19 protein-coding genes are annotated in these 24,098 nt (G+C 68.0%); 5 read left to right on the top strand and 14 right to left on the bottom strand.

What is annotated here, in order from left to right; genetic code table 11:
- Positions 1-18: 18 nt before the first annotated feature.
- The 7 genes from IEY70_RS00630 to IEY70_RS00600 form a co-directional block, all read right to left on the bottom strand.
- On the bottom strand, positions 19-1,035 hold the full coding sequence (locus IEY70_RS00630) for an ABC transporter ATP-binding protein (protein ID WP_189063046.1): 1,017 nt from the start codon (positions 1,033-1,035) through the stop codon (positions 19-21).
- On the bottom strand, positions 1,032-2,075 hold the full coding sequence (locus tag IEY70_RS00625; RefSeq protein ID WP_189063045.1) for an ABC transporter ATP-binding protein: 1,044 nt from the start codon (positions 2,073-2,075) through the stop codon (positions 1,032-1,034). The genes IEY70_RS00630 and IEY70_RS00625 overlap by 4 nt, the downstream gene beginning before the upstream one ends.
- A gap of 51 nt (positions 2,076-2,126) precedes the next feature.
- Complete coding sequence (locus IEY70_RS00620) at positions 2,127-3,263, bottom strand: ABC transporter permease (protein WP_189063044.1); 1,137 nt, start codon at positions 3,261-3,263, stop codon at positions 2,127-2,129.
- A gap of 14 nt (positions 3,264-3,277) precedes the next feature.
- On the bottom strand, positions 3,278-4,261 hold the full coding sequence (locus tag IEY70_RS00615; protein ID WP_189063043.1) for an ABC transporter permease: 984 nt from the start codon (positions 4,259-4,261) through the stop codon (positions 3,278-3,280).
- Between the two features lie 236 nt (positions 4,262-4,497).
- Positions 4,498-6,288 (bottom strand): ABC transporter substrate-binding protein, encoded by a 1,791-nt coding sequence (locus tag IEY70_RS00610; protein WP_189063042.1) that lies wholly within the window; start codon positions 6,286-6,288, stop codon positions 4,498-4,500.
- A 562-nt stretch (positions 6,289-6,850) separates the two neighbouring features.
- On the bottom strand, positions 6,851-7,075 hold the full coding sequence (gene secG, locus IEY70_RS00605; RefSeq protein ID WP_189063041.1) for a preprotein translocase subunit SecG: 225 nt from the start codon (positions 7,073-7,075) through the stop codon (positions 6,851-6,853).
- 204 nt (positions 7,076-7,279) lie between these two features.
- Positions 7,280-7,858, bottom strand: coding sequence for a metal-binding protein (locus tag IEY70_RS00600; RefSeq protein ID WP_189063040.1), 579 nt, complete (start codon positions 7,856-7,858; stop codon positions 7,280-7,282).
- Between the two features lie 116 nt (positions 7,859-7,974).
- Here IEY70_RS00600 and IEY70_RS00595 point away from each other — a divergent pair, with 116 nt between their 5' ends.
- A complete protein-coding gene (locus IEY70_RS00595; RefSeq protein WP_189063039.1) occupies positions 7,975-10,122 on the top strand; it encodes a S8 family serine peptidase in 2,148 nt (715 codons plus the stop codon).
- Between the two features lie 134 nt (positions 10,123-10,256).
- Here IEY70_RS00595 and IEY70_RS00590 read toward each other — a convergent pair whose 3' ends face one another.
- Complete coding sequence (locus IEY70_RS00590; protein ID WP_189063038.1) at positions 10,257-11,273, bottom strand: MDR family oxidoreductase; 1,017 nt, start codon at positions 11,271-11,273, stop codon at positions 10,257-10,259.
- A gap of 342 nt (positions 11,274-11,615) precedes the next feature.
- On the opposite strand from IEY70_RS00590, the gene IEY70_RS00585 reads away from it, so the two are divergent.
- The 3 genes from IEY70_RS00585 to IEY70_RS00575 all read left to right on the top strand — a co-directional run bounded on the left by IEY70_RS00585 (position 11,616) and on the right by IEY70_RS00575 (position 13,937).
- Positions 11,616-12,953 (top strand): hemolysin family protein, encoded by a 1,338-nt coding sequence (locus IEY70_RS00585; protein WP_189063037.1) that lies wholly within the window; start codon positions 11,616-11,618, stop codon positions 12,951-12,953.
- Entirely contained in the window at positions 12,946-13,410 is a 465-nt protein-coding gene (gene cdd, locus IEY70_RS00580) for a cytidine deaminase (RefSeq protein ID WP_229777517.1), read from the top strand. Before IEY70_RS00585 ends, cdd begins: the two co-directional genes overlap by 8 nt.
- A gap of 233 nt (positions 13,411-13,643) precedes the next feature.
- Complete coding sequence (locus IEY70_RS00575) at positions 13,644-13,937, top strand: hypothetical protein (RefSeq protein WP_189063036.1); 294 nt, start codon at positions 13,644-13,646, stop codon at positions 13,935-13,937.
- Between the two features lie 247 nt (positions 13,938-14,184).
- Here the strand turns inward: IEY70_RS00575 and aceA are convergent, their stop codons facing one another.
- The 3 genes from aceA to IEY70_RS00560 form a co-directional block, all read right to left on the bottom strand.
- A complete protein-coding gene (gene aceA, locus IEY70_RS00570; protein ID WP_189063035.1) occupies positions 14,185-15,492 on the bottom strand; it encodes an isocitrate lyase in 1,308 nt (435 codons plus the stop codon).
- Between the two features lie 272 nt (positions 15,493-15,764).
- A complete protein-coding gene (locus IEY70_RS00565; RefSeq protein ID WP_189063034.1) occupies positions 15,765-16,421 on the bottom strand; it encodes an HAD family hydrolase in 657 nt (218 codons plus the stop codon).
- Positions 16,422-16,529: 108 nt separating this feature from the next.
- Complete coding sequence (locus tag IEY70_RS00560; RefSeq protein WP_229777516.1) at positions 16,530-17,243, bottom strand: hypothetical protein; 714 nt, start codon at positions 17,241-17,243, stop codon at positions 16,530-16,532.
- 152 nt (positions 17,244-17,395) lie between these two features.
- Between IEY70_RS00560 and IEY70_RS00555 the strand changes: the two genes are divergently transcribed.
- Positions 17,396-18,415 carry a DHH family phosphoesterase gene (locus IEY70_RS00555; RefSeq protein ID WP_189063032.1) on the top strand — a complete coding sequence of 340 codons (1,020 nt, stop codon included), beginning with the start codon at positions 17,396-17,398 and terminating at the stop codon, positions 18,413-18,415.
- A 39-nt stretch (positions 18,416-18,454) separates the two neighbouring features.
- Here the strand turns inward: IEY70_RS00555 and IEY70_RS00550 are convergent, their stop codons facing one another.
- The 3 genes from IEY70_RS00550 to IEY70_RS00540 form a co-directional block, all read right to left on the bottom strand.
- Positions 18,455-19,636: a serine hydrolase gene (locus IEY70_RS00550; RefSeq protein ID WP_229777515.1), complete on the bottom strand. Its 1,182-nt coding sequence runs from the start codon at positions 19,634-19,636 to the stop codon at positions 18,455-18,457.
- Positions 19,637-19,638: 2 nt separating this feature from the next.
- Positions 19,639-20,484, bottom strand: coding sequence for a DegV family protein (locus IEY70_RS00545; protein WP_189063031.1), 846 nt, complete (start codon positions 20,482-20,484; stop codon positions 19,639-19,641).
- 206 nt (positions 20,485-20,690) lie between these two features.
- Complete coding sequence (locus IEY70_RS00540) at positions 20,691-23,891, bottom strand: heterodisulfide reductase-related iron-sulfur binding cluster (protein ID WP_189063030.1); 3,201 nt, start codon at positions 23,889-23,891, stop codon at positions 20,691-20,693.
- Positions 23,892-24,098 lie beyond the last annotated feature (207 nt).

The raw sequence follows: 24,098 nt of genomic DNA, 5'->3' as shown, positions 1-24,098 counted from the left end.
TCCAAACTCTGTGGACGTTTACAGGATGTCGTCGCGGATGCAGGCCTTGAAGTGGCCGGGGCTGACTTCACGCAGTTCCGGGACGATGTTCGCGCAGTCGGCGATCGCGTAGCGGCAACGGGTGCGGAACACGCAACCCGACGGCGGGTTGATCGGGCTGGGAATGTCGCCTTCCAGGATGATGCGCTGGCGTTTGATGGTCGGGTCCGGCACGGGCGCCGCCGAGAGGAGCGCCTCGGTGTAGGGGTGCTTGGGGCTGGTGTTCAGCTGGCGGCTGGGCGCGATCTCCATGACGCGGCCCAGGTACATCACGATGATGCGGTCGCAGATGTACTCGACGACCGCGAGGTCGTGCGCGATGAACAGCACGGTCAGGCCCAGTTCTTCCTGCAGGTCCTGGAGGAGGTTCACGACCTGCGCCTGGATGGACACGTCGAGCGCGGAGACGGGCTCGTCGGCGACGATGAACGCGGGGTCCACGGCGAGGGCGCGGGCGATCCCGATGCGCTGGCGCTGGCCGCCGCTGAACTCGTGCGGGTAGCGGCGCATGTGCTCGGGGCGCAGGCCGACCTTCTGCAGCAGTTCGGCGATGCGGTCGATGCGGCCCTTGCCGGGGTGCAGGTTGTGGATCTGCATGGCCTCGCCGATGATGTCGCTGACCGTCATGCGGGGGTTCAGGCTGGCGAAGGGATCCTGGAAGATGATCTGCATCTCGCGGCGGTAGTCACGCATCTGCCCCTTGGACAGTTTGGTGATGTCGGTGCCGTTGAACAGCACCTGCCCGCCGGTCGGTTCGATCAGGCGCAGGATGGCGCGTCCGGCGGTGGTCTTGCCGGAACCGGATTCGCCCACCAGTCCGACGACCTCGCCGCGTCCGATGCGGAAGGTGATGTCGTTGACGGCCTTGACGTTCCCGACCACGCGTGACAGCAGGCCGCCGCGAATGGGGAAGTACTTTTCGAGGTTGTTGACTTCCAGCAGCGTGTCGCCCGTGGCGGGCATGGCGCGGCGGTTCTGGACGGTGGTGGCGGTCATGCGGTTACCTCGGCCTGCACCTGTTCGAATTCGCGCCAGCGGATGCAGCGGGACATGTGGCCGTGGCCGGTGTCTTCAAGGGCCGGAACGGCCTTGGAGCAGTCGGGCACGGCGAACTTGCAGCGCGGCTCGAAGGCGCAGCCGCTGGGCAGGTTCAGGGGGTTGGGAACGTTGCCGGGAATGGCTTCCAGGCGGCCCTTGGGCTGGCCGGGTTCGTGCGCCTCGCCGGGGCGGGGAATGGAGTTCAGCAGGCCCATGGTGTACGGGTGGCGGGGTGCCTTGAAGATCTCGACGACGTCGCCTTCCTCGACCACGCGGCCGCCGTACATGACCACCACGCGGTCGGCCATCTCGGCGACCACGCCGAGGTTGTGCGTGATGAACAGGATGCTCATGCCCACGTCGGACTGCAACTTGCGCATCAGGTCCAGAATCTGCGCCTGGATGGTCACGTCGAGCGCGGTGGTGGGCTCGTCGGCGATCAGCAGGGCCGGTTTGCACGACAGGGCCATGGCGATCATGACGCGCTGACGCATCCCACCGGACATCTGGTGCGGGTACTCGTTCACGCGTTTCTCGGGGGCGGGGATGCCCACGAAGCGCAGCATGTCGGTCGCGACGTCCATGGCCTCTTTCTTGTTCTTGCCCTGGTGCAGCATGACGGCCTCGGCGATCTGGTCACCGACGGTGTAGACCGGGTTGAGGCTGGTCATGGGTTCCTGGAAGATCATGCTGATGTCGTTGCCGCGAATCTTGCGCATCTCGGCTTCGCTCAGGTTCACGATGTCCTTCTGCACGCCGTCCTTGCCGGTGAACAGAATCTCGCCTTCCACGATCTTGCCGGGCGGCATGGGAATCAGGCGCATGACGGACAGGCTGGTCACGCTCTTGCCGGAGCCGGATTCGCCCACGACGGCGAGCGTCTCGCCTTTCTTGATGTGGAAGGTCACGCCGTCCACGCTCTTGACGACGCCGTCGTCGGTATTGAAGTACGTCTTGAGACCGTTCACGGCCAGCAGGACTTCACCCTGATGGGTCATGGTTCCTCCGATTTAAACACGAGTAGCATGATACTACGTCGCCTAGGTGAGTTAGCGGCGGCGGCGGGGGTCGAAGGCGTCGCGCAGTCCGTCACCCACGAACTGCCAGCCCAGGACGGCCAGGACGATGAACAGGCCCGGGATCATCACCCAGGGGCGGGAATCGAGGGTCTCGAAACCCCCGGCCTGCGCCAGTGACAGCAGACTGCCCCACGACGCGAAGGGTTCGACAATGCCGATCCCGATGAAGCTCAGGCCGCTTTCCGTGAGGATGTATCCGGGAATGGCCAGTGACATGGCGATGATGATAAACGTGGCACTGTTTGGGATCAGGTGCTGCCCGATGATACGGGCGTCCGAGGCGCCCAGCGCGGTGGCGGCCTGCACGTAGTCCTGCTCGCGTCCGGACAGGATCTGGCCGCGCACGACGCGGGCAATGCCGCCCCAGCTGACGAATGCCAGCAGCGCCACCACGATATAGAACACCAGGATGGGGTTGGCGTTCAGGGGGAACATGGCGCGCAGCAGGATCAGCAGGAACAGTTCGGGAATGGCGGACAGCACCTCGACCATACGCATGATCAGGGTGTCGGCCAGCCCCCGGAAGTACCCGGCGACGCCGCCCAGGACCAGCCCCAGCAGGAGCGAGAAGACCGACGCGATGATGCCGATGGTCATGGAGATCTGCGAACCGTACATGACGCGGGAGAACTGGTCACGACCGTAGTTGTCGCTGCCCCACAGGTACAGTTTGCACTGGTCGCTGACGCCGAAGAGTTTCAGGCTGCTGGGGATGAAGCCCAGGAACCGGTAGCTGCGTCCTTCAATGTCCGGGTTACGCACGAAGAAGTTCACGGGGCACACGACGGCCGGGTCCTCCACGTACTTGTCACGGAAGGTTTCCATGTCGATCTCGCGTTTCAGGCCGTTCACGTACGGCGCGAACTTCCCGTCCGCGTCACGCCAGTGGATGGGGGTGGGCGGCGCCCACGAGATGCGGTCGGTGGTGGAGTACTCGGCCAGTCCGTACGGCGCGAGAAAACCGGCGAACAGGGTGATCAGGTACAGGAACGCCAGGATCACCATGCCGGCGCGTGCCAGCGGGTTGCGCAGGAACTGCGTGCGGACGATGCTCCACTGACTCTGGGATTTCTTGGGGGCCGTTTTGGCCGGGAGGGTGGTGGTCAAGGGAGAGCCTTCCTTTACGAGTACCGGATGCGGGGGTCGACAGAGGCCAGCAGCAGGTCGGCCAGCAGGTTACCGGCCATGTACAGCAACGTGCCGAGCGCCGTGACGGCCATCAGGATGTACAGGTCCTGGTTGTTCAGGGCGTTGAGTTGCAGCGGCGTCAGGCCGGGCCAGTTGAACACGATCTCCAGGAATCCGGCGCCGCCGATCAGGGCTGGCAGCAGGCCGCCCAGTCCGGCGATGGTGGGCACGATGGCCAGGCGGAAGGCGTGCTTGTACACCACCACGCGTTCCGTGAGTCCCTTGGCGCGTGCGGTGCGGATGAAGTCCTGGTTCAGCACCTCGAGCATCTGCCCGCGAATGAAGCGGCTGTCGCTGCTGATGCCGCGCAACACCAGGATGACGCTGGGAATCAGGGCGTGCAGGAAGACGTCCCAGAAGCGGCGTAGGCCGTCCACGTCCGGGGGCAGGACCGTGCTGGCCTTACCGCCCAGCGGCATGTCCCAGCCAAAGTTCTGCTTGAGTTTCAGCATGCCGTAGATGACCAGCAGACCGAAGAAGAATGACGGGACGCCCAGACCGATGTACGCCAGGACCGTGAAGAAACGGTCGCCCAGGCTGTAGGGTTTCATGGCGCTGTACACGCCGATGGGGATGGACACGGCGAAGTGCAGGACCGTGCTGATACCCACCAGGATCAGGCTGTTCAGGAACGGCCCGGCGATCAGTTCGGCCACGGGACGGCGGTACTGGAAGGAGTCGCCCAGGTCGCCCATCAGCAGGTTCTTGAACCAGTACACGTACTGAAGCAGGACCGGCTGGTCCAGGCCGAACTGGGTGCGCAGCCGCTCGATGGTCTCGGGCCGCACCGTGGGGTTTTCCTTAAGGGCGGACAGGAAGTCACCGGGGGCGGCCTGGGTGATCAGGAACGCCACCAGGGTGGCCAGGATGAATGTGGGAATGAAATGCAGCACGCGCCGCGCGATGTACTGAAGCACTGTGACCTCATGGAATGACTGGGCAGTAACTGGGCTCGGCGAGGAAAATTCAGTGGGTGGGGCCCGAGACGTGAATCCCGCAAAAGGAGGCGCGGAAGGCCGTGTAATCCGGCTCCGCGCCCCTGGTGGTGGTGGGTTCGTTCCGCGCCCCTGCCCGCCTCTCTGTTCAAGTATGCACGGCGACGCACCTGAACTGTAGGGGCAGACGCGGGGTGGTCAGGGGACCCGGCGTGCGCTCAGCGCTTGATCCAGGTCAGGTCCAGGACGCGCGGCCCGAACAGGGCGCTGGCGTTCAGGGAGTTGATGGAGGCGCGGGGCAGTTCGCCCTGCACGCGGTTGGTCCAGGCGTAGTGGACGGTCTGCGCGGCCAGCTGAATGTACGGCTGGTTGTCGGACTCGATCTTCTGGATCTGCGCGGCGATGGCCTTGCGGGCAGCGAGGTTGAACTCGGCGCGGCCCTTCCAGTACAGGTTGATGGTCTGCGTTTCGAAGGGGAAGCGGCACTTGCTGCTCTGGTTGAACATGTGCAGGTTGCCGCCGTCGGGCAGGTCCTTGCACTCGATGACGCTGGGGCCGGACACCGGGAAGACCTTCCCGCCGCCGACGAGTCCGATGATGATCGCGTCGAAGTTGCGGCGGCCGAAGCCCTCCTTGGCGTCGAGCAGGCTGGTCATCTGGTTGAAGGCGATGAAGCTGGTGTTGACCTTCACGCCGACCTTCTTGGCCTCGTCCTGGATGATCTTGGCGTAGCCCTGGCGACGGGTGTTCTCGGCGTTGGTGATCAGGGTGAACTCGGCCTTGTTACCGGCCTTGTCGACCAGGATGCCGTCGGCGCCCTTCTTGGTGAAGCCGATCTCGGCCAGCAGTTTGGCGGCGGCGGCGGGGTTGTACTTGAAGCGGTCCATGCCACTGGGAATCCAGTCCTTGTACACGGGGTACACGCCGGTGTAGGTGGGCTGGCCCAGACCGCCGAGGGTCAGGTCGACCATGGCGTCGCGGTTCACGAGCATGCTCATGGCCTGACGGAACTTGACGTTGCTGAACAGTTTGCCCTTGGCGCTGCTGCTGTCGTCCATGTTGAAGACCATGAAGTCGCTGCTGGCGCGGGCGCTGGCGTTGGCGATCAGGCTCGCGCTGAGCTTCTTGCCGTCGATGGCTGCCTTGACCTGCGCGAGGCGGTCGCGGTTGTCCGGGGCGTACACGTCGGCGTTGCCGCCCAGGAATTGGGCCAGCTGGGCGTTCTGGTCAGCGACGATGTTGATCTGCACGCCGTCCATGTAGGGCAGGCTCTTGCCCGCGCTGTCCTTGTTCCACTCGCCGTAGTAAGGGTTCTTTTTCAGGACGGCGCGTTCGCCCGGCAGGTAACGGTCAAGCGTGAAAGGGCCGCTGGTGACGATGCTGTCGGGATTGGTGCCGATGCTCCACATGGCCTTGACGCCGTCGGCACCCTTGGCCTTGAAGACGGGCATGAACACGTGGGTAGGTTCGGGTTCCAGGCCGGTCAGGAATTCCAGGGCGGTGACGTCGGGTTTGGGGAACACGACCTTGATGGTGTCGGCGTCGACCTTGGTGACCTTGATGGGCTGGTCGTTGATGAAGTAGGAGTCGTAGCTGTTGCTGCCGATGTCCTTGTTGCTGTGCAGGGTGGCGCTGGTGATGAAGTCGTCGGCGGTGATGGCCTTGCCGTCACTCCACTTCATGCCCTTGCGGATGTCGAAGGTGAATGTGCGCTTGTCGGCCGACTGAGTGTATTTCTCGGCCATGTAGGGCAGGAAATCGTCGGTGATGGGGTCCTGAATCAGCAGGCTGCCGGCGTTCAGGGTGCCGGACGGGCCAATCAGGCTGGGGCTCTCGGAGGTGACGAAGGGGTTCAGGGTCTTGAAGTCCTGAAGGTTGACAGCGCGCAGCGTGCCGCCGGTCTGCACTTCGCTGGGCTTGTTGCTGCTCCAGCTGGCGGGCGCGACGAAGGGGGCGGCGGCGGCGGAGCTGATCGCCATCGCGGTCATTACGAACAGAAGTTTATTCATGGTGCCTCCGGGTGGTTCTGGAAAACGGCAACGATCCGGCAGGGGCCGTGGTCGTCGCGTTTGGTTGAATGGGTTTCCAGCCCGGTCAATATATGGACTGGCTTAGTTCAGGTCAAGGAAAGAACAAACTGACGGGTGCGCTTCTCATGAATTCGGTGCGTTTTGCTTAATTGTGTTTACAGTCGCCGTCAGTTTGCCATTCTTTCCTGGCGTATGCCAGATCGAATTGTGACCTTTATCTGGTGGCCTGACACACGCCTGAATTCCTCATGCCAGGTCGTCATGACTGGTATAAAAACCAGACGTATAAAGATGCACCCAGAGACACGGGCACCCCGGTCATGATTCCAGCTGCCCCTTTCATGCTTCAGCCCTTCCAGTCCCCGTCCAGACGGCATGGACGGCGAGCGGCAGCACACGGCCACCTGCCCCCCCACCTGCGGCGCCCGGCAGACCCTGCATACGGACCATGCACACAGACCACCCACGACAGGACCGGGATACCCCCACGGGCATCCCGGTCAGATCGGCCACGCACCCACGGCGCGAGGCCCGCAGAACCTCAGCGCGAGACGAAGCCGATCAGCAGCGCCAGCAGCATGAAAAAGCCGCCCAGCACACTGGTGATCCGCACCAGGCCACCCTCGACCCCACGGCCGCCCAGCAGTGAACCGCCGGAGGCCATGCTGGCCGACAGACCGGCCTGCTTGGGCACCTGAAGCAGCACGAAGAACACCAGCGCCACGCACACCAGCGCGAACAGAACAAGGAACAGGTTCAGAATCATGACAGACCTCCTGGAAACAAACGGACAGCGCAGCCCAGACGCGAGCAGACGAAGCCGGATCAAACAATGAAAAGAGACTGGAGCGGGCGCGAGCAATCCGGACGGGCCGGGCAGGAACCGGGCGTGCCCTCCCCTGTCCCGGCAGTGTAGCAAAGGGGGTCACGCGCGCGCAGGGGCGGGGTGACACAGCACCTCGTCCGGACCTCAGCGCCTGCGGCCCCGCCCCCCGCGCGCGCGACCCGGCTTGCCGCTCAGAGTGCGGCCCAGCCCCGACTGCCCCAGTTTGCGGTACCCGCGCCGCAGCCCATGGTCCGGGCGTACCCCGTCGGCAATCAGGTGCAGCCACTGACTCAGGTAGTACCCCAGCGCGAACGGCGCGAGCACCGCCGCGTCCAGCGGTTCAGGCAGCGCCGGGAACCGCAGGGACGGCACCACGTAACTCAGCAGGCCCACCACCAGCGCCACCATGACCGCCAGGTACGCCAGCCGCGTCAGGGGACCCAGAATCCAGGTGTGGGACAGGCCACGGTGGCTGAACATCATGCCGTACGGTACCCACAGCACGCCCAGGATGCCCCAGTGGCGTTTGCTGTCCACGCGGCCCTCGGCGAGGTCCAGGTCCGGTGAGAGCAGGAACGTTCCGGCCGCGTACGCCAGCGTGAAATTCAGGGCCTGCACGGAGGTGACGCTCACGAGTTCCTGACGGGACGCGACCAGCGTGCCTGCCGCCAGGACGCTGTACGCCGCGATGTTGATGAGGTTATGAACACGTCCGCTGGGCACGCGCGTCATTGTGCCACCCGCCGGGCGCGGCGCCCGTGCCAAAGTTCACCCTGGAGGGCCGCGCGCCCGCCGGGGTTCATGCAACGTCAGGTGCGGTGCGTCATGCTGTACGGCACATGTCCCGCCACCCCGCCTCTGCCCTGCTGGGCCTGCTGGGCCTGACCCTGCTCAGCGCCTGCGACGTCACGTTCACGCCCGACATGAACCCGCCGGATACCGGGACCACGCCGGTTCCCACCACCCCCACCACCCTGGCCGACCGGACGGTACCGCTGGCGCAGGCCGCCAGTGCCACCCTGAACGTTCCCTTCAGCGGCACGTGGTCGGCCGTGAGCATACCCGCGTGGCTGCGCCTGAGCCAGCAGGCGGGCAGCGGGAACGTGGCCTTCACGGTCACGGCCGACCGGTCGCTGGTCACGCCCCTGGCAGCGGATCAGCAGACGCTCAGCGCGCCCCTGACGCTGTCCTGGAGTTCCGGGACCGGCAGCGCCGCCCGCAGCGGCACCGTCACCTGGACCGTCACCGCCGCGCAGTACAGCGTGACCGGCCGGGTCACGGCCCCCGCCCAGGCGCAGGGGAACGACATCGGCACGGCCGCCCCGCCCGCCCGCACCGACACGGCGCCGGAGGCGCGAGGCGTGATCGTGCGCTACCGGGCCACCCCGGACACCCTGGGCATCCAGGGCACGCCGGACACCCGGCAGGCGCAGCAGACCCAGCAGGCGCAGTGGCAGACCGTGACCCGGCAGGTCGCCCGCACCCTGAGCAGCGCCGGTCTGACCGGGCAGGCCATCCGCCCGCTGAGCAGCCGCAGCGTGGCCGTGCAGGTCAGTGACGTGCCCGCCGCGCTGGCCGCCCTGCGCGCCGACCCCAGCGTGGAATCCGTCACGCCGGACGTGATCCTGCGCGCCCAGGCGACCGCCGCGCCCGTCACGCCCACCGACCAGTACGCGCCCCTGCAATGGGCGTACCCGCTCACCGGGTACGGCGCCGTGTGGCGCGACATGGAAAGCGGCACGTACAGCAAAGCCGTGACCGTCGCCGTGATCGACACCGGCGTGCGTTTCGACCACCCGGACCTGAAAGGGCAACTGTGGCAGCCGGGCGAGGGCGCCATGGACCTGATCACCAGCACCGGCAACGGCGACGGCGACGGCCCCGACACCGACCCCACCGACCCGGCCGTTCCCGGCCGCAGCACCGGCAGTCACGGCACGCACGTGACCGGCATCATCGCCGCCCGCTGGGGCCTGAACGACGCCAGTTGCGCCGCGTGCAGCCTGACCGGCGTGGTCGGCGCGACCCGCACCGCCAACGTGAAGGTCCTGCCCGTACGCGTGATCGACGCGACCGGCAACGCCACCGAATCCGACGTGGCGCTCGCCATCCGCTACGCCGCCGGGCTGCCCGTCAGCGTGAACGGCGTCATGACCCGCACCCCGCACGCCGCGCAGGTCATCAACCTCAGCCTCGGCGGGGCCACCAGCGCCGCCAACGCCCAGGAAATGTGCGACGCCGTGCAGGACGCCACGGCCGCCGGGAGTCTCGTGGTGGCCGCCGCCGGGAACGGCTACGGCACCCTCCCCTACTACCCCGCCGCCTGCCCCGGCGCGGTCGCCGTGGCCAGCGTCACCCTCTCCGGCGGCAGCGCCCCGGTCCGCTCGACGTTCAGTAACGCCTACCCGCAGGTGCAGCTCGCCGCGCCCGGCGGGGCCGACCCATACACGCAGGGCACCTTCAACGGCGCCGCCCTGAACGGCAAACCCATGCCCGACATGATCCTCTCGACCAGCTGGGACTACCAGAAGAACGAACCCAACTACGAACTGGAAGTCGGGACCAGTCAGGCCAGCCCGCAGGTCGCCGCGCTGGCCGCGCTGCTGCTCTCCAAGGGCGTCACCAGCGACGCCGCCGGCACCCTGGCCCGCCTGAACGCCACCGCCACGGACCTCGGCGCCGCCGGACGCGACGACCAGTTCGGGTACGGCCTGATCAACGCCGCCGCCGCCCTGAACGCCCCCGCCGTCAGCAGCGGCCATGGCCTGCGCCTGCAGGACGCGCGCGGCCGCACCTACCAGCCCGCCCTGGACACCCTGGGCCGCTTCCAGGCGTGGCTGGGCGACGGCATCTACCGCGCCGTGGCGGGCGAGGACCTGAACGGCAACGGCATCTACGGCGAAACCGGCGAACGCCGCGACGAACGCAGCTTCACGCTCTCGGACACGCAGCCGGGCGTGGACCTGGGGGACATGCAGGCACGCTGACCGTTGATGGTTGATGGTTGATGGTTGATGGTTGATGGTTGATGGTTGATGGTTGATGGTTGATGGTTGATGGTTGATGGTTGATGGGCGGCCCCACCTGCGCGGGGCCGCCCATCCTGCGTCAGCGCCGTGGCTCAGCCGTTCACGTCGATGACGGTCCGGCCGCGCACCTGTCCGGCGAGGATCTGCCCGGCCAGGGCAGGCAGGTCACTCAGGGGGCGGGTGTGGGTGACGGCGGCCAGCGCGCCGGGTTGCAGGTCGCGGGCCAGGCGTGCCCAGGCGGCCTCGCGGCGGGCGGCGGGGCAGGTGACGCTGTCGATGCCCAGCAGGTTCACGCCGCGCAGGATCAGCGGGAACACGCTGGCGTTCAGTTCGCTGCCGCCCGCCAGTCCGCACACGGCCAGCGACCCGTGGGCGCGGGTGGAGGCGTACGCGCCGGCCAGGGTCGCGCCGCCCACGCTGTCCACCACGCCTGCCCAGCGTTCCTTCTCCAGCGGGCGTTTCAGGGCCGGGAGTTCCTCGCGGCCGATGACGCGACTGGCGCCCAGGCCCAGCAGGTACGCTTCCTCCTGCGCGCGGCCCGTGCTGGCGACCACGGTGTGCCCGGCGGCGGCCAGCAGGGCCACGGCGGTGCTGCCCACGCCGCCCGCCGCGCCGGTCACGAGGACCTCGCCGTCGCCGGGGGTCACGCCGTGCTCCTCGAGGGCCATGACGGCCAGCATGGCGGTGAATCCGGCCGTGCCGACACTCATGGCCCAGTGGGCGTCCGTTCCTTCGGGCTGCGCGACCAGCCAGTCGGCCTTCACGCGGGCCAGGGTGGCGTACCCGCCGTCCTGGCGCTCGCCGATGCCCCAGCCGGTCAGGATCACGTCCTGCCCGGTCTGCCAGCGGCCCGTGCTGTCGGTCAGGACCGTACCGGCAAGGTCGATGCCGGGCGTCATGGGGTACGAGCGCAGCACGCCGGGCTGCCCGGAGACGGCAAGGCCGTCTTTGTAGTTCAGGCTGGAGTGCGTGACCTGCACGACGACCTCACCGTCGGGCAGCGCGGTGGCCGGGAGGGTCTGGAGGCTGGCGTGGGTGCCGCTCTCGGTCTTCTCGACGCGCAGGGCGCGGTACGTGTCGGGCAGGCTGGCAGGAACGTGCTGGGTCATGATGGAAACCTCCGGCGAAGGGTGGGAACGGGGCGAGGCGCGCACGCCGCGCCGCTGAAGAGACTGTGATTCGCCTCAGCGTAGCGCGCCCGCGCTTTTTGCAGGGGCGTTACCGCGCGGCGGACACTGCCGGTGAGGGGCAGGCGGGTGTGTTACACTCCGCTCTGCTATGGAGCCTCCCAGTTCTGGCTCTTCCGACACGCCCGGTGAATTCCGCCTCAGGGCGGCTTTTTGCTGTGGCGACACCACCACCGGACACCGACGCACCACCCCCAGCGGGCGTGGGCGGGCAGCACGTGCCTCGCGGATGACCGGGACGCGAAACTTGGAGCGCGTCCATTCATGAATGACCTTCTCGGTATTCTCGCCCTGTTCTTCCTCGTGCTGATGAACGGCTTTTTCGTCGCGGCCGAGTTCGCGCTGGTCAGCGTGCGCCGCACCCGCATCGACCAGCTGGCCGACGAGGGCAACGCCACGGCCAAGGCCACGCAGCGCGCCCTGCAGAACCTCGACCTGTACATCGCCGCGACGCAGCTGGGCATCACCATGGCCAGCCTCGCCATCGGCTTCGTGGCCGAGCCCGCCATCGAGCACCTGCTGCACCCCCTGTTCCCGGAAGGGCAGTTCACGGAGGCGCAGATCACGGCCATCTCGTTCGGGGTGGCGTTCGCGATCAGCACCATCCTGCACATCGTGTTCGGGGAACTCGCGCCGAAAAGCTGGGCCTTGCAGCGCAGCGAGCAGGTCAGCCTGATCGTCATCCGGCCGCTGCTGATCTTCACGGCCGTCTTCCAGTACGCTATCAAGGGCCTGAACGCCATGGGCAACGGCGTGGTGCGCCTGTTCGGGCTGCGCGGCGTGGCCGGGCATCACACGGCGTATTCGGAAGAGGAAATCCGCATGATCGTGGGCGCCTCCAGCCAGGAAGGCGTGCTGGAAGACAGCGAGAAGGAACTCGTGTACAACGTGTTCGACCTGTCCGACACCACCACCCGCGAGGTCATGACGCCCCGCATGGACATGATCGTGGTGGACGGCGCCTCGCCGCTGCGCCGCCTGCTGGAAGTGAACACCGAACACGGCTACTCGCGCGTGCCGGTCTACCAGGACAACGCGGACAACATCGTGGGTATCGCGCACACCGGCGACATGCTCCGGCACCTCGACGAGCTGGACCACACCGTCATCGCGGACATCATGCGCCCCGTGTACTTCGTGCCCGAAGGCATGAAGATCAAGGACCTGCTCGCCAAGATGCGCGACAAGAAAAGCCACATGAGCATCGTCGTAGACGAGTTCGGCGGCACGACCGGCCTCGTCACGCTGGAAGACGCGCTCGAGGAGATCGTCGGTGAAATCTACGACGAGACCGACGAGGACGAACTCCCGCTGATCGAGGTCATCAGCGAGGGCGTGTACCTGATGGACGCCAGCCTGACCGTCGGCGAGGTCGAGGAGTACCTGAGCAGCAACCTCGAAGACGAGGAAGGCGAATTCGACACGCTCAGCGGCTTCATGACCAACCACTTCGGCGACATTCCCGAAACCGGCCAGAGCTTCGTGCATGAAGGCTGGGCGTTCACCGTCGAGGACGCCGACCAGCGCCGAGTCACCCGCGTCCGCGTGGAACGCGCCCCCCACCACGACCCCCTGGACCCCGAGGAAGAACCCCATGAGTGACCCCCACCAGATGCCCACCAACAGCAACGCCCTGAACCTCACCCCCGACCCGCAACTGCTGGAAGGCGCGAAAGTCGCGTTCAGGCAGGCGTACGCGCCGTACAGCCGCTTTCACGTGGGCGCCGCCCTGCGCACCACAGGCGGACAGGTGTACTTCGGCGCGAACGTCGAGAACGCCAGCTACGGCCTGGGCCGCTGCGCCGAGCAGAGCGCCGTGCAGGCCATGGCGACCGCCGGAGAACGCGACTTCGCCGACATCGTCGTGTACTCGGAAGCCACGCCGCCCGCCAGTCCCTGCGGCGCGTGCCGCCAGGTGCTGTTCGAGTTCGCGCCGGACGCCCGCGTGGTGTGCGTGAACCAGCACGGCGACATCATCAGCGGCTACGTCCGGGACTTCCTGCCGCACGGTTTCCGACTGGAGCAACGCGACGACGGACACGCCGTCGGGACCGAGTAACCCGCTGCACCCGGCAGGGGCCTCGCCGCACCACGCGGGCGAGGCCCCCGCTGCTGCTGGCATCCTTCCGGGAGCAGTGTCGTTTGAACGGTCGCTTGAACGGCTGCGGGCAGCCCCCTACACTGCGGGCGTTCCAATCACAATTGAAGGCATTGAGGGTGAAGTCGCTGTTTTCAGGCGTTCCGGTTCGCCGGGATGTTCGCGTGCAGGTGCGTGACCTGCGGGGGGAAGCCATGAAGAAAGGACTGACGGGACTGTTACTGGTGGGTGTGCTTGGCATGGGCATGGGTGGGCTGTCGGCGGGCGCAGCCGGATCGGGCGGCGCCGTGCTGGGCGGCACTGTGACCCCCATGACCGACAGTTTCTGGACGGAGTGGCACATCATCGCCACGAACCGCTCGTGGGAGGGTCGCCTGTCGTGCCGCTGGCAGCGGGAGTACGTGCAGTTCAGCCCGCAGACCGGGGATTACTCGGTGGTGCGGACATCGACGACGATCACGCGCGGCGAGCCCTGCCCGTCGCCCTGAGCGGCGCCGTGATCTGACGGGAACGCCTGAGGGGGAGAAACCGGAAATCCGGCTCTCCCCCTGCTGGGCGGTCATGGCGCAGCGCGCACGCTGCGGTGGATGGTCAGGCGTTCATACGGATTCCGTTTGTTTCGTTAACAGATCGGAACATCACCGATCTGTCAACTCCACGTCCGGAACCCGATTCGGCTCCTACTCGCTCCGCTCGGATTGAACGGCTTTATAAGCCATTCAATCGGAGTCCGTATCAGTCGTGCGCTCCGGCGAGTTCCTTGCCGAACTGCTGCGCTTCGGTGCTGCCGGCCAGGGCGGTGGTGCTGCTCTGCCCGCCCCCGGCGGCCTGGGCGACCTGGTCGAAGTACCCGGTGCCGACCTCGCGCTGGTGCTTGACGGCGGTGAAGCCTCGTTCCTGGGCGGCGAATTCGCGTTCCTGGAGTTCCACGAAGGCGGTCATCTGGTTGCGGGCGTAGCCGTAGGCGAGGTCGAACATGCTCATGTTCAGGCTGTGGAACCCGGCCAGGGTGATGAACTGGAACTTGTAGCCCATCTTGCCCAGTTCGACCTGGTACTTGGCGATGGTTTCGTCGTCGAGGTTCTTCTTCCAGTTGAAGCTGGGCGAGCAGTTGTAGGCCAGCAGCTTGCCGGGGAACTTCTCGTGGACGGCCTCGGCGAACCGGCGGGCGTCTTCGAGGTTGGGGACGCTGGTCTCGCACCAGATGACGTCGGCGTAGGGGGCGTAGGCCAGGGCGCGGCTGATGGCCTGCTCGATGCCGGGCTTGACGTAGTAGAAGCCTTCGGGGGTGCGTTCGCCCGTGCAGAAGGGGCGGTCGTTGTCGTCGATGTCGCTGGTGAGCAGGTTGGCGGCGTCGGCGTCGGTGCGGGCGATCAGGACGGTGGGCACGCCGCTGACGTCGGCGGCGAGGCGCGCGGCGTTCAGGGTGCGGATGAACTGGCTGGTGGGCACGAGGACCTTGCCGCCCAGGTGACCGCATTTCTTCTCGCTGGCCAGCTGGTCCTCGAAGTGCACCCCGGCGGCGCCCGCCTCGATCATGGCCTTCATGAGTTCGAAGGCGTTCAGGGGGCCGCCGAATCCGGCCTCGGCGTCCGCGACGATGGGCGCGAAGTAGTCGATGTCGTTCTTGCCTTCGCTGGTCTGGATCTGGTCGGCGCGGCGCAGGGTGTTGTTGATGCGCTTGACGACGTCGGGCACGCTGGAGGCGGGGTACAGGCTCTGGTCGGGGTACATCTGCCCGGCGTTGTTGGCGTCACCGGCGACCTGCCAGCCGCTCAGGTAGATGGCTTTCAGGCCGGCCTTGACCTGCTGCATGGCCTGGTTGCCGGTCAGGGCGCCGAGCGCGTTGACGAAGGGTTCGTCTTTCATCAGGCGCCAGAGTTTGTTCGCGCCGTGCTTGGCGAGGGTGTGCTCGATGGGCAGGCTGCCGCGCAGCCGCACGACTTCCTCGGCGCCGTAGTTGCGTTTGATGCCCTGCCAGCGTTCCTCGGTCTGCCAGGTTTTTTCCAGGATCTCGGCGGGCGTGCGGGGGGTGGTGGTCATGGTGTTCCTCCTGGGGGTGTGTTGCGGGATCCGCCCGGTGGGTTGGGCGGTGTGCGGGGAGTGCGTGTGGGTGGGCGGTGCGGGTGGTTCCGCGTGGTTTGTGTAGGGGCATTGTGCGCTGGCCGAACCGGCGCGGGGGGTGGTTTACTTCTGGCGCGGCGGTGTAAACCACCCCGTCAGGTAAACCACCAGGGGCAGCGGCGCCACAGGAAAACCCCCACCGGGTCGCGCGAACCGGGCGGGGGCAGACGGGGGCAGCGGCAGCCGATGGTTCAGCCGTTCAACCACGCCTCAAGGGCCTGCTCGAAGGCCGCATGCGCCTCGTGGCTGTACAGGATGCCGTGGAACCCGGCGGCATTGGCGGCGTCGATGTTCTCCTGCACGTCGTCCACGAACGCCACCTGCGCGGCGGGCACGCCCATGGCCTGCTCCAGCGCCGCGAAGGATTCCGGCGAGGGTTTCTTGTGGCCCAGTTCGTTACTGAACACCGGCTGGTGAAAACGCCCGAACCGGGGGTCGCGGCGCAGGTGATCGCTGACGACCGGGTAGTTGTTGCTCAGCAGGCCCACCCGCACGCCCTGCGGCAGCGCGGCCAGCGTGGCGTACATGGGCGGGTTGTCCACGATGCTGCCCAGGTACAGTTCCTCGAAATCCTCGTACGGCATGGGAATCCCTGCCTCCTCCTGCATGACTGTCCAGAACTGCGCCAACGTCCAGGCGCCGACCTCCAGCTGCCGCACGTGCCGGAAGTAACTGTCACGCACCCGCTCGACCGGCACGCCGCTGCGGTCCGCGACGTTCTGGGTGCTGCGGCCGTCGAAGGTGCCGACCGTGAACACGCCGCCCCAGTCGAACGCGACGTGCCGTCCGGCAAGGTCAGGTTGAGCGTGAGACTGCGTGGACTGCGGGTGGGAGGCTGAATCGGTCATGCTGCCGATTGTGCCGCACTGGAACGGCGCGCACGCCGCCTCTGTTCAGACCTGGGCTCAGACCTGGGCCGGGGCCCGCCCGGATCAGTGGCCTGCACGGCCGGCCGCTCAGCTGCCGGTACGGGCTCTCGGCGTGCCGTCGGTGGCGGGCTGGGTGGGGTCGTCGGTCAGCAGGCCGCGCCGCACCCAGGCGCTCAGGTTCAGTGCGTGGGACGCCTGCCAGGGACGCGCCCAGTCGGCCTCCGCGCCCAGTTTCTGCCCGCGCCCGTGCCGCAGCACGTAGGCGCGGTGCAGGGCCAGCAGTTCGGCGGGGCTGGTGTCCGGGTGGTGGTGCTGGTCGATCTCCTCGCTGAGCGCCGGGGACGACAGGGTGGGCGAGGAGGTCGTCAGGACGCACGCCACGCCGCTGGCGCGGTCCCGCAGCCAGGTCATGAGTTGCAGGTACGCGCGGGCCGTGCGGGCGGATTCCGGCGTTTCGCTCCAGCGCAGCGCGGCGGTCGTGTCGGGTTCCAGGGTGTAGGCGCGCAGGTGCCGGACCTCGCTGATGACCGGCAGGTAGAACGTGCCGTGAAACTCGGCGTTCAGGGCCAGCAGCGCCGCGTGCGCGGCGGCCAGTGCGCGCGACTGTTCGGGCGTGCTGCCCCAGGCGCGTTCCTCCAGGCGGTCGAAGGTCAGGGTGTCGTGCACCTCGGGGCCGGGCACGGCGCGGCCTTCCATGCGGGCGCGGCTGATGTCGGCCAGCAGGCCCACGGCGCGGTCCTCACCGACCAGGAGTTGAAGCTCCTCGTTGGTCAGGGCGGCCAGGTTCAGACGGCGGGGCACGCGCAGCAGCATACTGTGCCCGCGTCACGTTGTCAGCGGGGGGGCCGGGGGGGGGTGTCCGGCCGTGAGGATCAGCGCGCGGGGGCGCAGGGGTCGGGCCGACCGCGTTCCGGGCAGAGGCGCAGGGGACCGGCAGGGTACAGTGAGCGGCGATGACCGCGCAGAACACCGCCAGCCCCGAGTACCACGCCGACCTGAAACGGGTCGCCCGCACCCTGCTGGACCACACCGGCCCGTTCGTGATCCTCTCGCACGAGAACCCGGACGGCGACGCCCTGGGCAGCGTGCTGGGCCTCACGCGGGCGCTGCGCAGCCTGGGCCGCGACGTGACCGCCCCCATGACCGTGCCCCGCTACCTGACGTTCCTGCCGGAACCCGGCGAACTCAGCGGGCCGCTGAGCGCCGTGCCGGACGGCGCGCTGGTCGTGGTACTGGACGTGGACAACAACGACCCGGCCCGCGTGGCCGGACTGGACCTGACCGGGCATACGGGACCGGTCGTGAACGTCGACCATCACGGCACGAACGCCCGGCGCGCCACGGCGCTGCTGGTGGACCCCTCGCGGCCCGCCACGGCCCTGATCGTCACGGACCTGCTGGACGAACTGGGCGTCACCTGGACCGAGGCGATGGCCACCCCGCTGATGCTGGGCCTGAACACCGACACCGGCAGTTTCCGCTTCGACAGCGTCACGCCCGAGACGTTCATGGTCGCCGCGCGCCTGCGTGCCCACGGAGCGCGGCTGGGCTGGCTGAACGACCAGCTGGGCCAGAACCCCCGCACGTACTACCTGCTGCTGCGCGAGGTGCTGAACACCATGCAGTTCCTGCACGCCGGGCGGGTCGTGCTGGCCCGCGTGGATCAGGACATGCTGGACCGCGCCGGGGCCAGCTGGGAGGACGTGGAATCCTACGTGGGCCTGATGCGCAGCGCCGAGGGCACGCAACTGGCCGTGATGGTCAAGGACTACGGGGACCGCGTGAAACTCTCGATGCGTTCCCGCCGGGGCGTGAGCGCCCAGAACGTCGCCGTGGCCCTGGGCGGGGGCGGGCACGTCCCGGCCGCCGGGGCCAGCGTGGCCGCGCCGTTCCCGGAGGTCATGGAACGCCTGAATGCCGCCATCACCACCGAACTGGCCCGCGCCGACGCCGACAGCAACACCACGACCTGATACGGATTCCGTCTGCGTGCCCCTGGCGACCGCTGAACGTCAGGGGGGCGTGGGTCCAGCCTCCGGCGGCCGTTCCGGGGCGTCCAGCACGGCCTGAATACCCGCGTTGATCCACGCGAAGGCGCGGCGGGTGTTCGGCATGGTGTACGTCTGCGCGGCGTCACGCTGCATGAAGGCGTACACCAGGTGCCGCCCGTCGGTGGTTTCCACGTACCCGCTGTACGTCAGGAGCCGCCAGCCGTTCCCGCCCTTCCCGCCGAAGTAGGCCACGCCGCCCCGGTGCGTGAGCGTCAGCGCGGACTTCCCGTACCCGAGGGCCATGACCTGCCGCTGCCACCGCTGCGACGCGCCGGACAGACCGCCGCGCAGGAACTCGGCGGCCAGCAGCGTCCCGAACTCGTAGGGCGTGCTGACGTTGTGGGTGATCAGGTCCAGCGCCGGGTCGTAGTGGTGGTCGAAGTACCCGTCCAGGCGGCGTTGCAGGTAATCGGCGCGGTACGCGCGGGCGTCCGTGTCGATCAGCTGCGCCAGCCGCTCGCGTTCCGCGCCGGTCGCGGTGGCCCAGCGTCCCGTGCCGCTGAACGTCCGGGACAGTCCGGCCTGCATGACCCACCAGTCGCGGGTGGGCATGATCAGGCGCGTGCGGCACAGACCCAGCTCGTCCGCGACGTCCTGCACGGCCTGCAACCCCACGCGGCGGTGCAGGATGTCGGTGGCGGTGTTGTCGCTGTTGCGGATCATGCGCTCGGCCAGGGTACGCACGCTGGACCCGTCGAAGGGGTAACTGCCGAGGCTCTGGTTGTCGCGCGTCACGTCGAAGCGCTCGGAGGGTCTGAGCGTCCCGGCGTCCACGGCCCGCAGGACCGCCCACAGCACCGCCTGCTTGTACGTGCTGGCCAGCGGGAACAGACTGTCCGGGTTGGTCCCGACGGCCCGCAGGGGTTGCAGGGTCGCGGGGTCCACCTCGGCCACCCACAGGCCCAGCGTGCCCGTCAGCGGCAGCGGTGGCGGCGGGGCCTTCGGGACGGGCGGGGCACCCAGCAGGCACCCGTCCGCGCCGCGCGCCGCGAGGTCCGCGCTCACCTGCGGCTGCGGGGGGCTCACCTCGCGCCGCAGGGTGATCACGTCACCGGACTGCACGGCCGTGTCCTGCGCGTCCCGCTGGCAGGCCGTGAGTGGCCCCGCCAGCGCCAGCAGGGTCAGAATGACGGCGCGGCGCACCGTCAGGCGTGCAGGGGTTCCAGGGTGACGCCCACCGTGCCGGGACCGGCGTGCGTGGCGACCACGGCGCCGATCATGTGGTCGCCCATGTCCTCGAACGTCACGCCGCTCAGGCCCGCGCGGACCTCCTTGACGAACTCCTCGCCGCCGGGCGTGCACATGACCGCCACGCGCGCCCCGCCGTGCTGCGCGGCGTACTTCTTCACGTAGTCCACGATGTCCGCCATGGCTTTCTTGTGCCCGCGCACGCGCCCGCCGGAATCCACGCGGCCGTCCTTGACGACCAGGATGGGCTTGATGTTCAGCAGGCTGCCCAGCAGCGCCTGCCCGCCGCCGATGCGCCCGTTGATGCGCAGGAAGTCCAGGGTGTCCACCGTGAAGCGGATGTCCGCGACCTTCTGAAGCGCCTCGAGTTTCTCCACGATCTGCGGCACGCTCAGGCCCTGGTGGGCCAGCTCGGCGGCCCGCAGGACACGCAGGCCCAGGCCCATGCTGACCGAGCGGCTGTCCACGACCGTGACCTTCCCGCTGAATTCCTGCGCGGCGAGGCGGGCGCTGCCGACAGTGCCGGACATCTGCCCGCTGATGTGAATGCTCAGCACCTCGTCCGCCGTCTTCAGCGCCTCGGTGTACGCCGCCGCGAACTCGGCCGGGCTGGGCTGGCTGGTACTGGGCGTCTTCTTCCCGGCCTTCAGGCCCGCGAACAGGTCACCGGGCGTGATTTCCAGCCCGTCCTTGTGCATCTTGCCGTCGAACAGCACGTACAGCGGCACGCTGGTCACACCCACCTGCGCGCACAGGGCGGCGCTCAGGTCACTCGTTGAATCCGTGACGATTGCAATGGTCATTCCCTGATACTAGCGTGACACACAATCGTTGCGACCCACATCCGGGGTGCGCCCCGCATCCACGCCCTGACCCCCCACCCGGCAGAGCACGAACGTCAATCGCCGGACAGAATGAGGGGCGCGCCGGAATTCCATGTCCCGGCGCGCCCCTCATGCAGGCTGCGTCTGTTCAGCCTGTGGTGCCTGCTTCAGGCCCTACGGCCTGTTCAGCTCTTCTTCCTGGGCTGCCACTTCTTGCGGCCCCCGGCGCCCGGCTCACTGGTCGCCCCCTGTCCCTCTTCGAGCAGGTTCTCGCCGACCTGTTCGAGATGCACGTGCTCGGTGATGAGCTCGGTGACAGGTTGGGGGCCCGGTTCGGGGGCGGGCGCGGCGGCAACAGGCACTTCGGGTGCGGGGGCCGGAGCCGCCGCGGCTTTCGGTGCCCACTTCTTCCGCTCGCCAGTCGGGGCGGGCGCAGCGGGCGCGGCTTCAGACGTCACAGCGGGCGCGGGCGAGGCCTCGGTAGTTGCGGGCTGGGTAGTCGCGGGCTGGGTGGTCGCGGGCTGGGTGGTCGGTTCAGCCGCTTCGGTCACGGGCGCGGCACTGACCGGCTGACCTTTCGGCGCCCACTTCTTCCGTTCACCGGCAGCAGGCGCGGCAGCGGGGGCCACCTCGCTCGGCGCGGCAGGCGCGGTGGTTGCCGGAGCAGGCGCCGCCTCCGCTTTCGCCCTGGGCGCCCAGGCCTTGCGGGCGGGGGCGTCCGTGCCGGGTGCGGCCGGAGCAGGCTCGGCCGGAGCGACGGGGGCGGGGTTCACATCATCTGCCTTGGCTTTGGGTGCCCAGGCCTTGCGGGCCGGGGCGTCAGCAGCCGGGGCAGTGGGGGCTGGGGCGGTGGGCGCCGTCGCAGCCTCCGGTGCGGGCGTGACGGGCGCCGCACTCACGTCGTCGCCGCCCTTGGGCTTCCAGCTCTTGCGGGCCGGGGCGTCGGTGGATGCGGGGGTCGCCGGGGCAGTGGGCGTCACGTCGTCGGCACCCGTCGCTTTGGGTTTCCAGCTCTTGCGAGCGGTCGCCTCGGGGTGCGCGGCCTGCGCTTCGGGCTGGGTGCCCTGGGTCGCGTCGGGGCTGCCGGGCTGCGCGTTGATCACGGCGGCGCTCGTCTCGCCGACCACGGCGCTGGGGGCGCCTGCGCCGGGCTGGTCGCCCGTGCGGTCCATGGGCGTCTGCGCGTTGGGGGCGCTGACGACCTCGGGCTGTTCCAGCGGGGTGGCGTCTGCCACGGGGCCGGTGGGGGCCGCCTGCTGCCAGGTGCCGTCGGCGCGCTGCACGCTTTCGAGCATGAGTTCCGCGACGTCCTTGACGATGATGTCGTCGCGTTTCTGCTTCTCGGGCGTGGAGTTCATCATGGCCTTGCAGAACGGGCAGCCGACGGCGACGACCTTGCCGGTCTGCTCGAACTCGTCGCTGGCCACTTTCGCGTCGTCCAGGCGGGCCTGGAGTTCACGGAAGCGGTTGTCGCTGATGCGCTCTGCGCCCTCTTCCTCTTCCTTCCAGAACTGCGCGCCGCCCGCCCCGCAGCAGAAGGAGTTCTCGCGGCTGCGTTCCAGGTCCAGCACCTCGCCCGCCATCTGCGTGATGAGGCTGCGGGGCGCGTCGTACACGCCGTTGTGGCGGCCCAGGTAGCAGGGGTCGTGGTACGTGACGTTGTCCGCGAGTTGCGCCAGCGGCAGTTTCCCGGCGGCCACCAGGGTTTCGAGGTACTCGGTGTGGTGGATGGTGCGGTAGTCGCCGCCCAGCTGCCGGTACTCGTTGCCGATGGCGTTCATGCAGTGCGGGCAGGTCGCGACGATCAGTTTCGGGGCGACCTGGTTCAGGGTCTCGACGTTCTCCTGGGCGAGGGTCTGGTACAGGAACTCGTTCCCGGCGCGGCGTGCGCTGTCGCCGGTGCAGGCTTCCTTCTTGCCCAGCACGGCGTAGTTCACGCCGGCCTTGTCGAGCAGCTGCACGAAGGAGCGGGCGACCTTCTGCGCGCCGGGGTCGTAGCTGGCAGCGCAGCCGACCCAGTAGATGACGTCGGGTTCCGGGTTCTCGTCGATGGTGGGGACTTTCAGGCCCTCGGCCCATTCGAGGCGTTTGTCGCGGCTGATGCCCCAGGGGTTGCTGGCGCGTTCCATGCCACGGAAGGCCGTCTGGAGCTGCGGGGGGAACTCGCCAGCCACCATGACCTGATGGCGGCGGATGTCGATGATGTCGAGCATCTGCTCGTCCTGCACCGGGCAGACCTGCATGCAGGCGCCGCAGGTGGTGCAGGCCCAGACCGATTCCTCGTTGATGGCGAATTCCAGCAGCGGGTGCGCCGTGCTCGCGCCGCCCTCGAAGGGGGCGGGTTTCAGCGTGAAGGGGCTGGGGTGAGCCGCAATCACGTTCAGTTCCATGCGCTTGTTGATTTCCAGCGCGGCGGGGCTCAGGGCCTTGCCGGTCGCGTTGGCTGGGCAGACGTCCTGGCAGCGGTTGCACTGGATGCAGGAGTACGCGTCGAGCAGGCGCGGCCACTCTAGGTCCTCGAGTTTCTCGACGCCCAGTCTGGGTTCGTCGGCCTCCATGGCCTCCTCCAGGCCCTTCATGGGGGGCAGGACGCCGCTGCCGACCGGGCGCTTCAGGGCGTAGTTCAGGGGGGCCATGAAGATGTGGATGTGCTTCGTGAACGGGAAGTACGCGAGGAACGCCAGGACGCTGCCCAGGGCGCCCCAGTACCCGAAGACGCGCCAGCCCTCGATGGCCTGCTCGCTGGCGCCGTTGAAGAGGAGGCGACCCAGGGCGCTGCTGAACGGCTGGAAGGCGTCGTAGTCGCCCAGCTTGCGGGCCTCTTCGGTCATCTTGGCGGCGTTGCCGAGCACGCGGCTGCCGACGTGGAAGGTGATGAACGAGGACACGATCAGGCTGTCACGCAGGATGTAGTTCGCTTTCAGCAGCGGGTGCAGCAGCGTCTTGTCCGTGAAGCGGAAGTCGCGCTTGCTGGGCAGGAACAGGCGGCGGATCAGCAGGCTGATGACGCCGACCAGCACCAGCATGCTGAGCAGGTCCGCCAGGAAGTTGTACCCGGCGAGCAGCGGGCTGTCCTTGGAGTAGATGTGGAACGGCAGGTAGCCTTCCAGGCCGTCCACGACGTTCACCAGCAGGTAGTACACGAAGCCGTAGAAGATGAACGAGTGCAGCACGCTGATGGCGGTGCGGCGGCGGAAGGTGCGCTCCTGGGTGAGGGAAACGCGCAGGGCGTACAGCACCCTCTGGACGGGGTTCCCGGCGCGGTCCTCGCTGGCGGGGGCGCCGCGCGCCACGCGGCGGTACAGACGGTAGAAGCCCCACAGGCCGAAACCGCCGGCGATCAGGGCGAAGACGAAGAACAGCACTTGGTGGATCAGGGGCAGCAAGGGGCAACTCCTTCAGGCAGGAAACGAGACGGGCGAAAACTTGTACCGAGTCAAAGTATGCGGAAAGTATAAGGGATGCCGGGCAACGGGGAATCGCCCCCACCATACCCCCCCTCCCCGCCCCATCCGGCGATACCACCGACCCCACCCCGAACATTCAAGGCCCGCACGGCACCCCTCCCACCGTTCCGGGCCGTGCCGTGCGGT

The organism is Deinococcus seoulensis (genome assembly GCF_014648115.1).
Classification (GTDB): Bacteria; Deinococcota; Deinococci; order Deinococcales; family Deinococcaceae; genus Deinococcus; species Deinococcus seoulensis.
The sequence above is the reverse complement of the archived record's forward strand: the minus strand, read 5'-3'. Positions and strand labels throughout refer to the sequence as shown.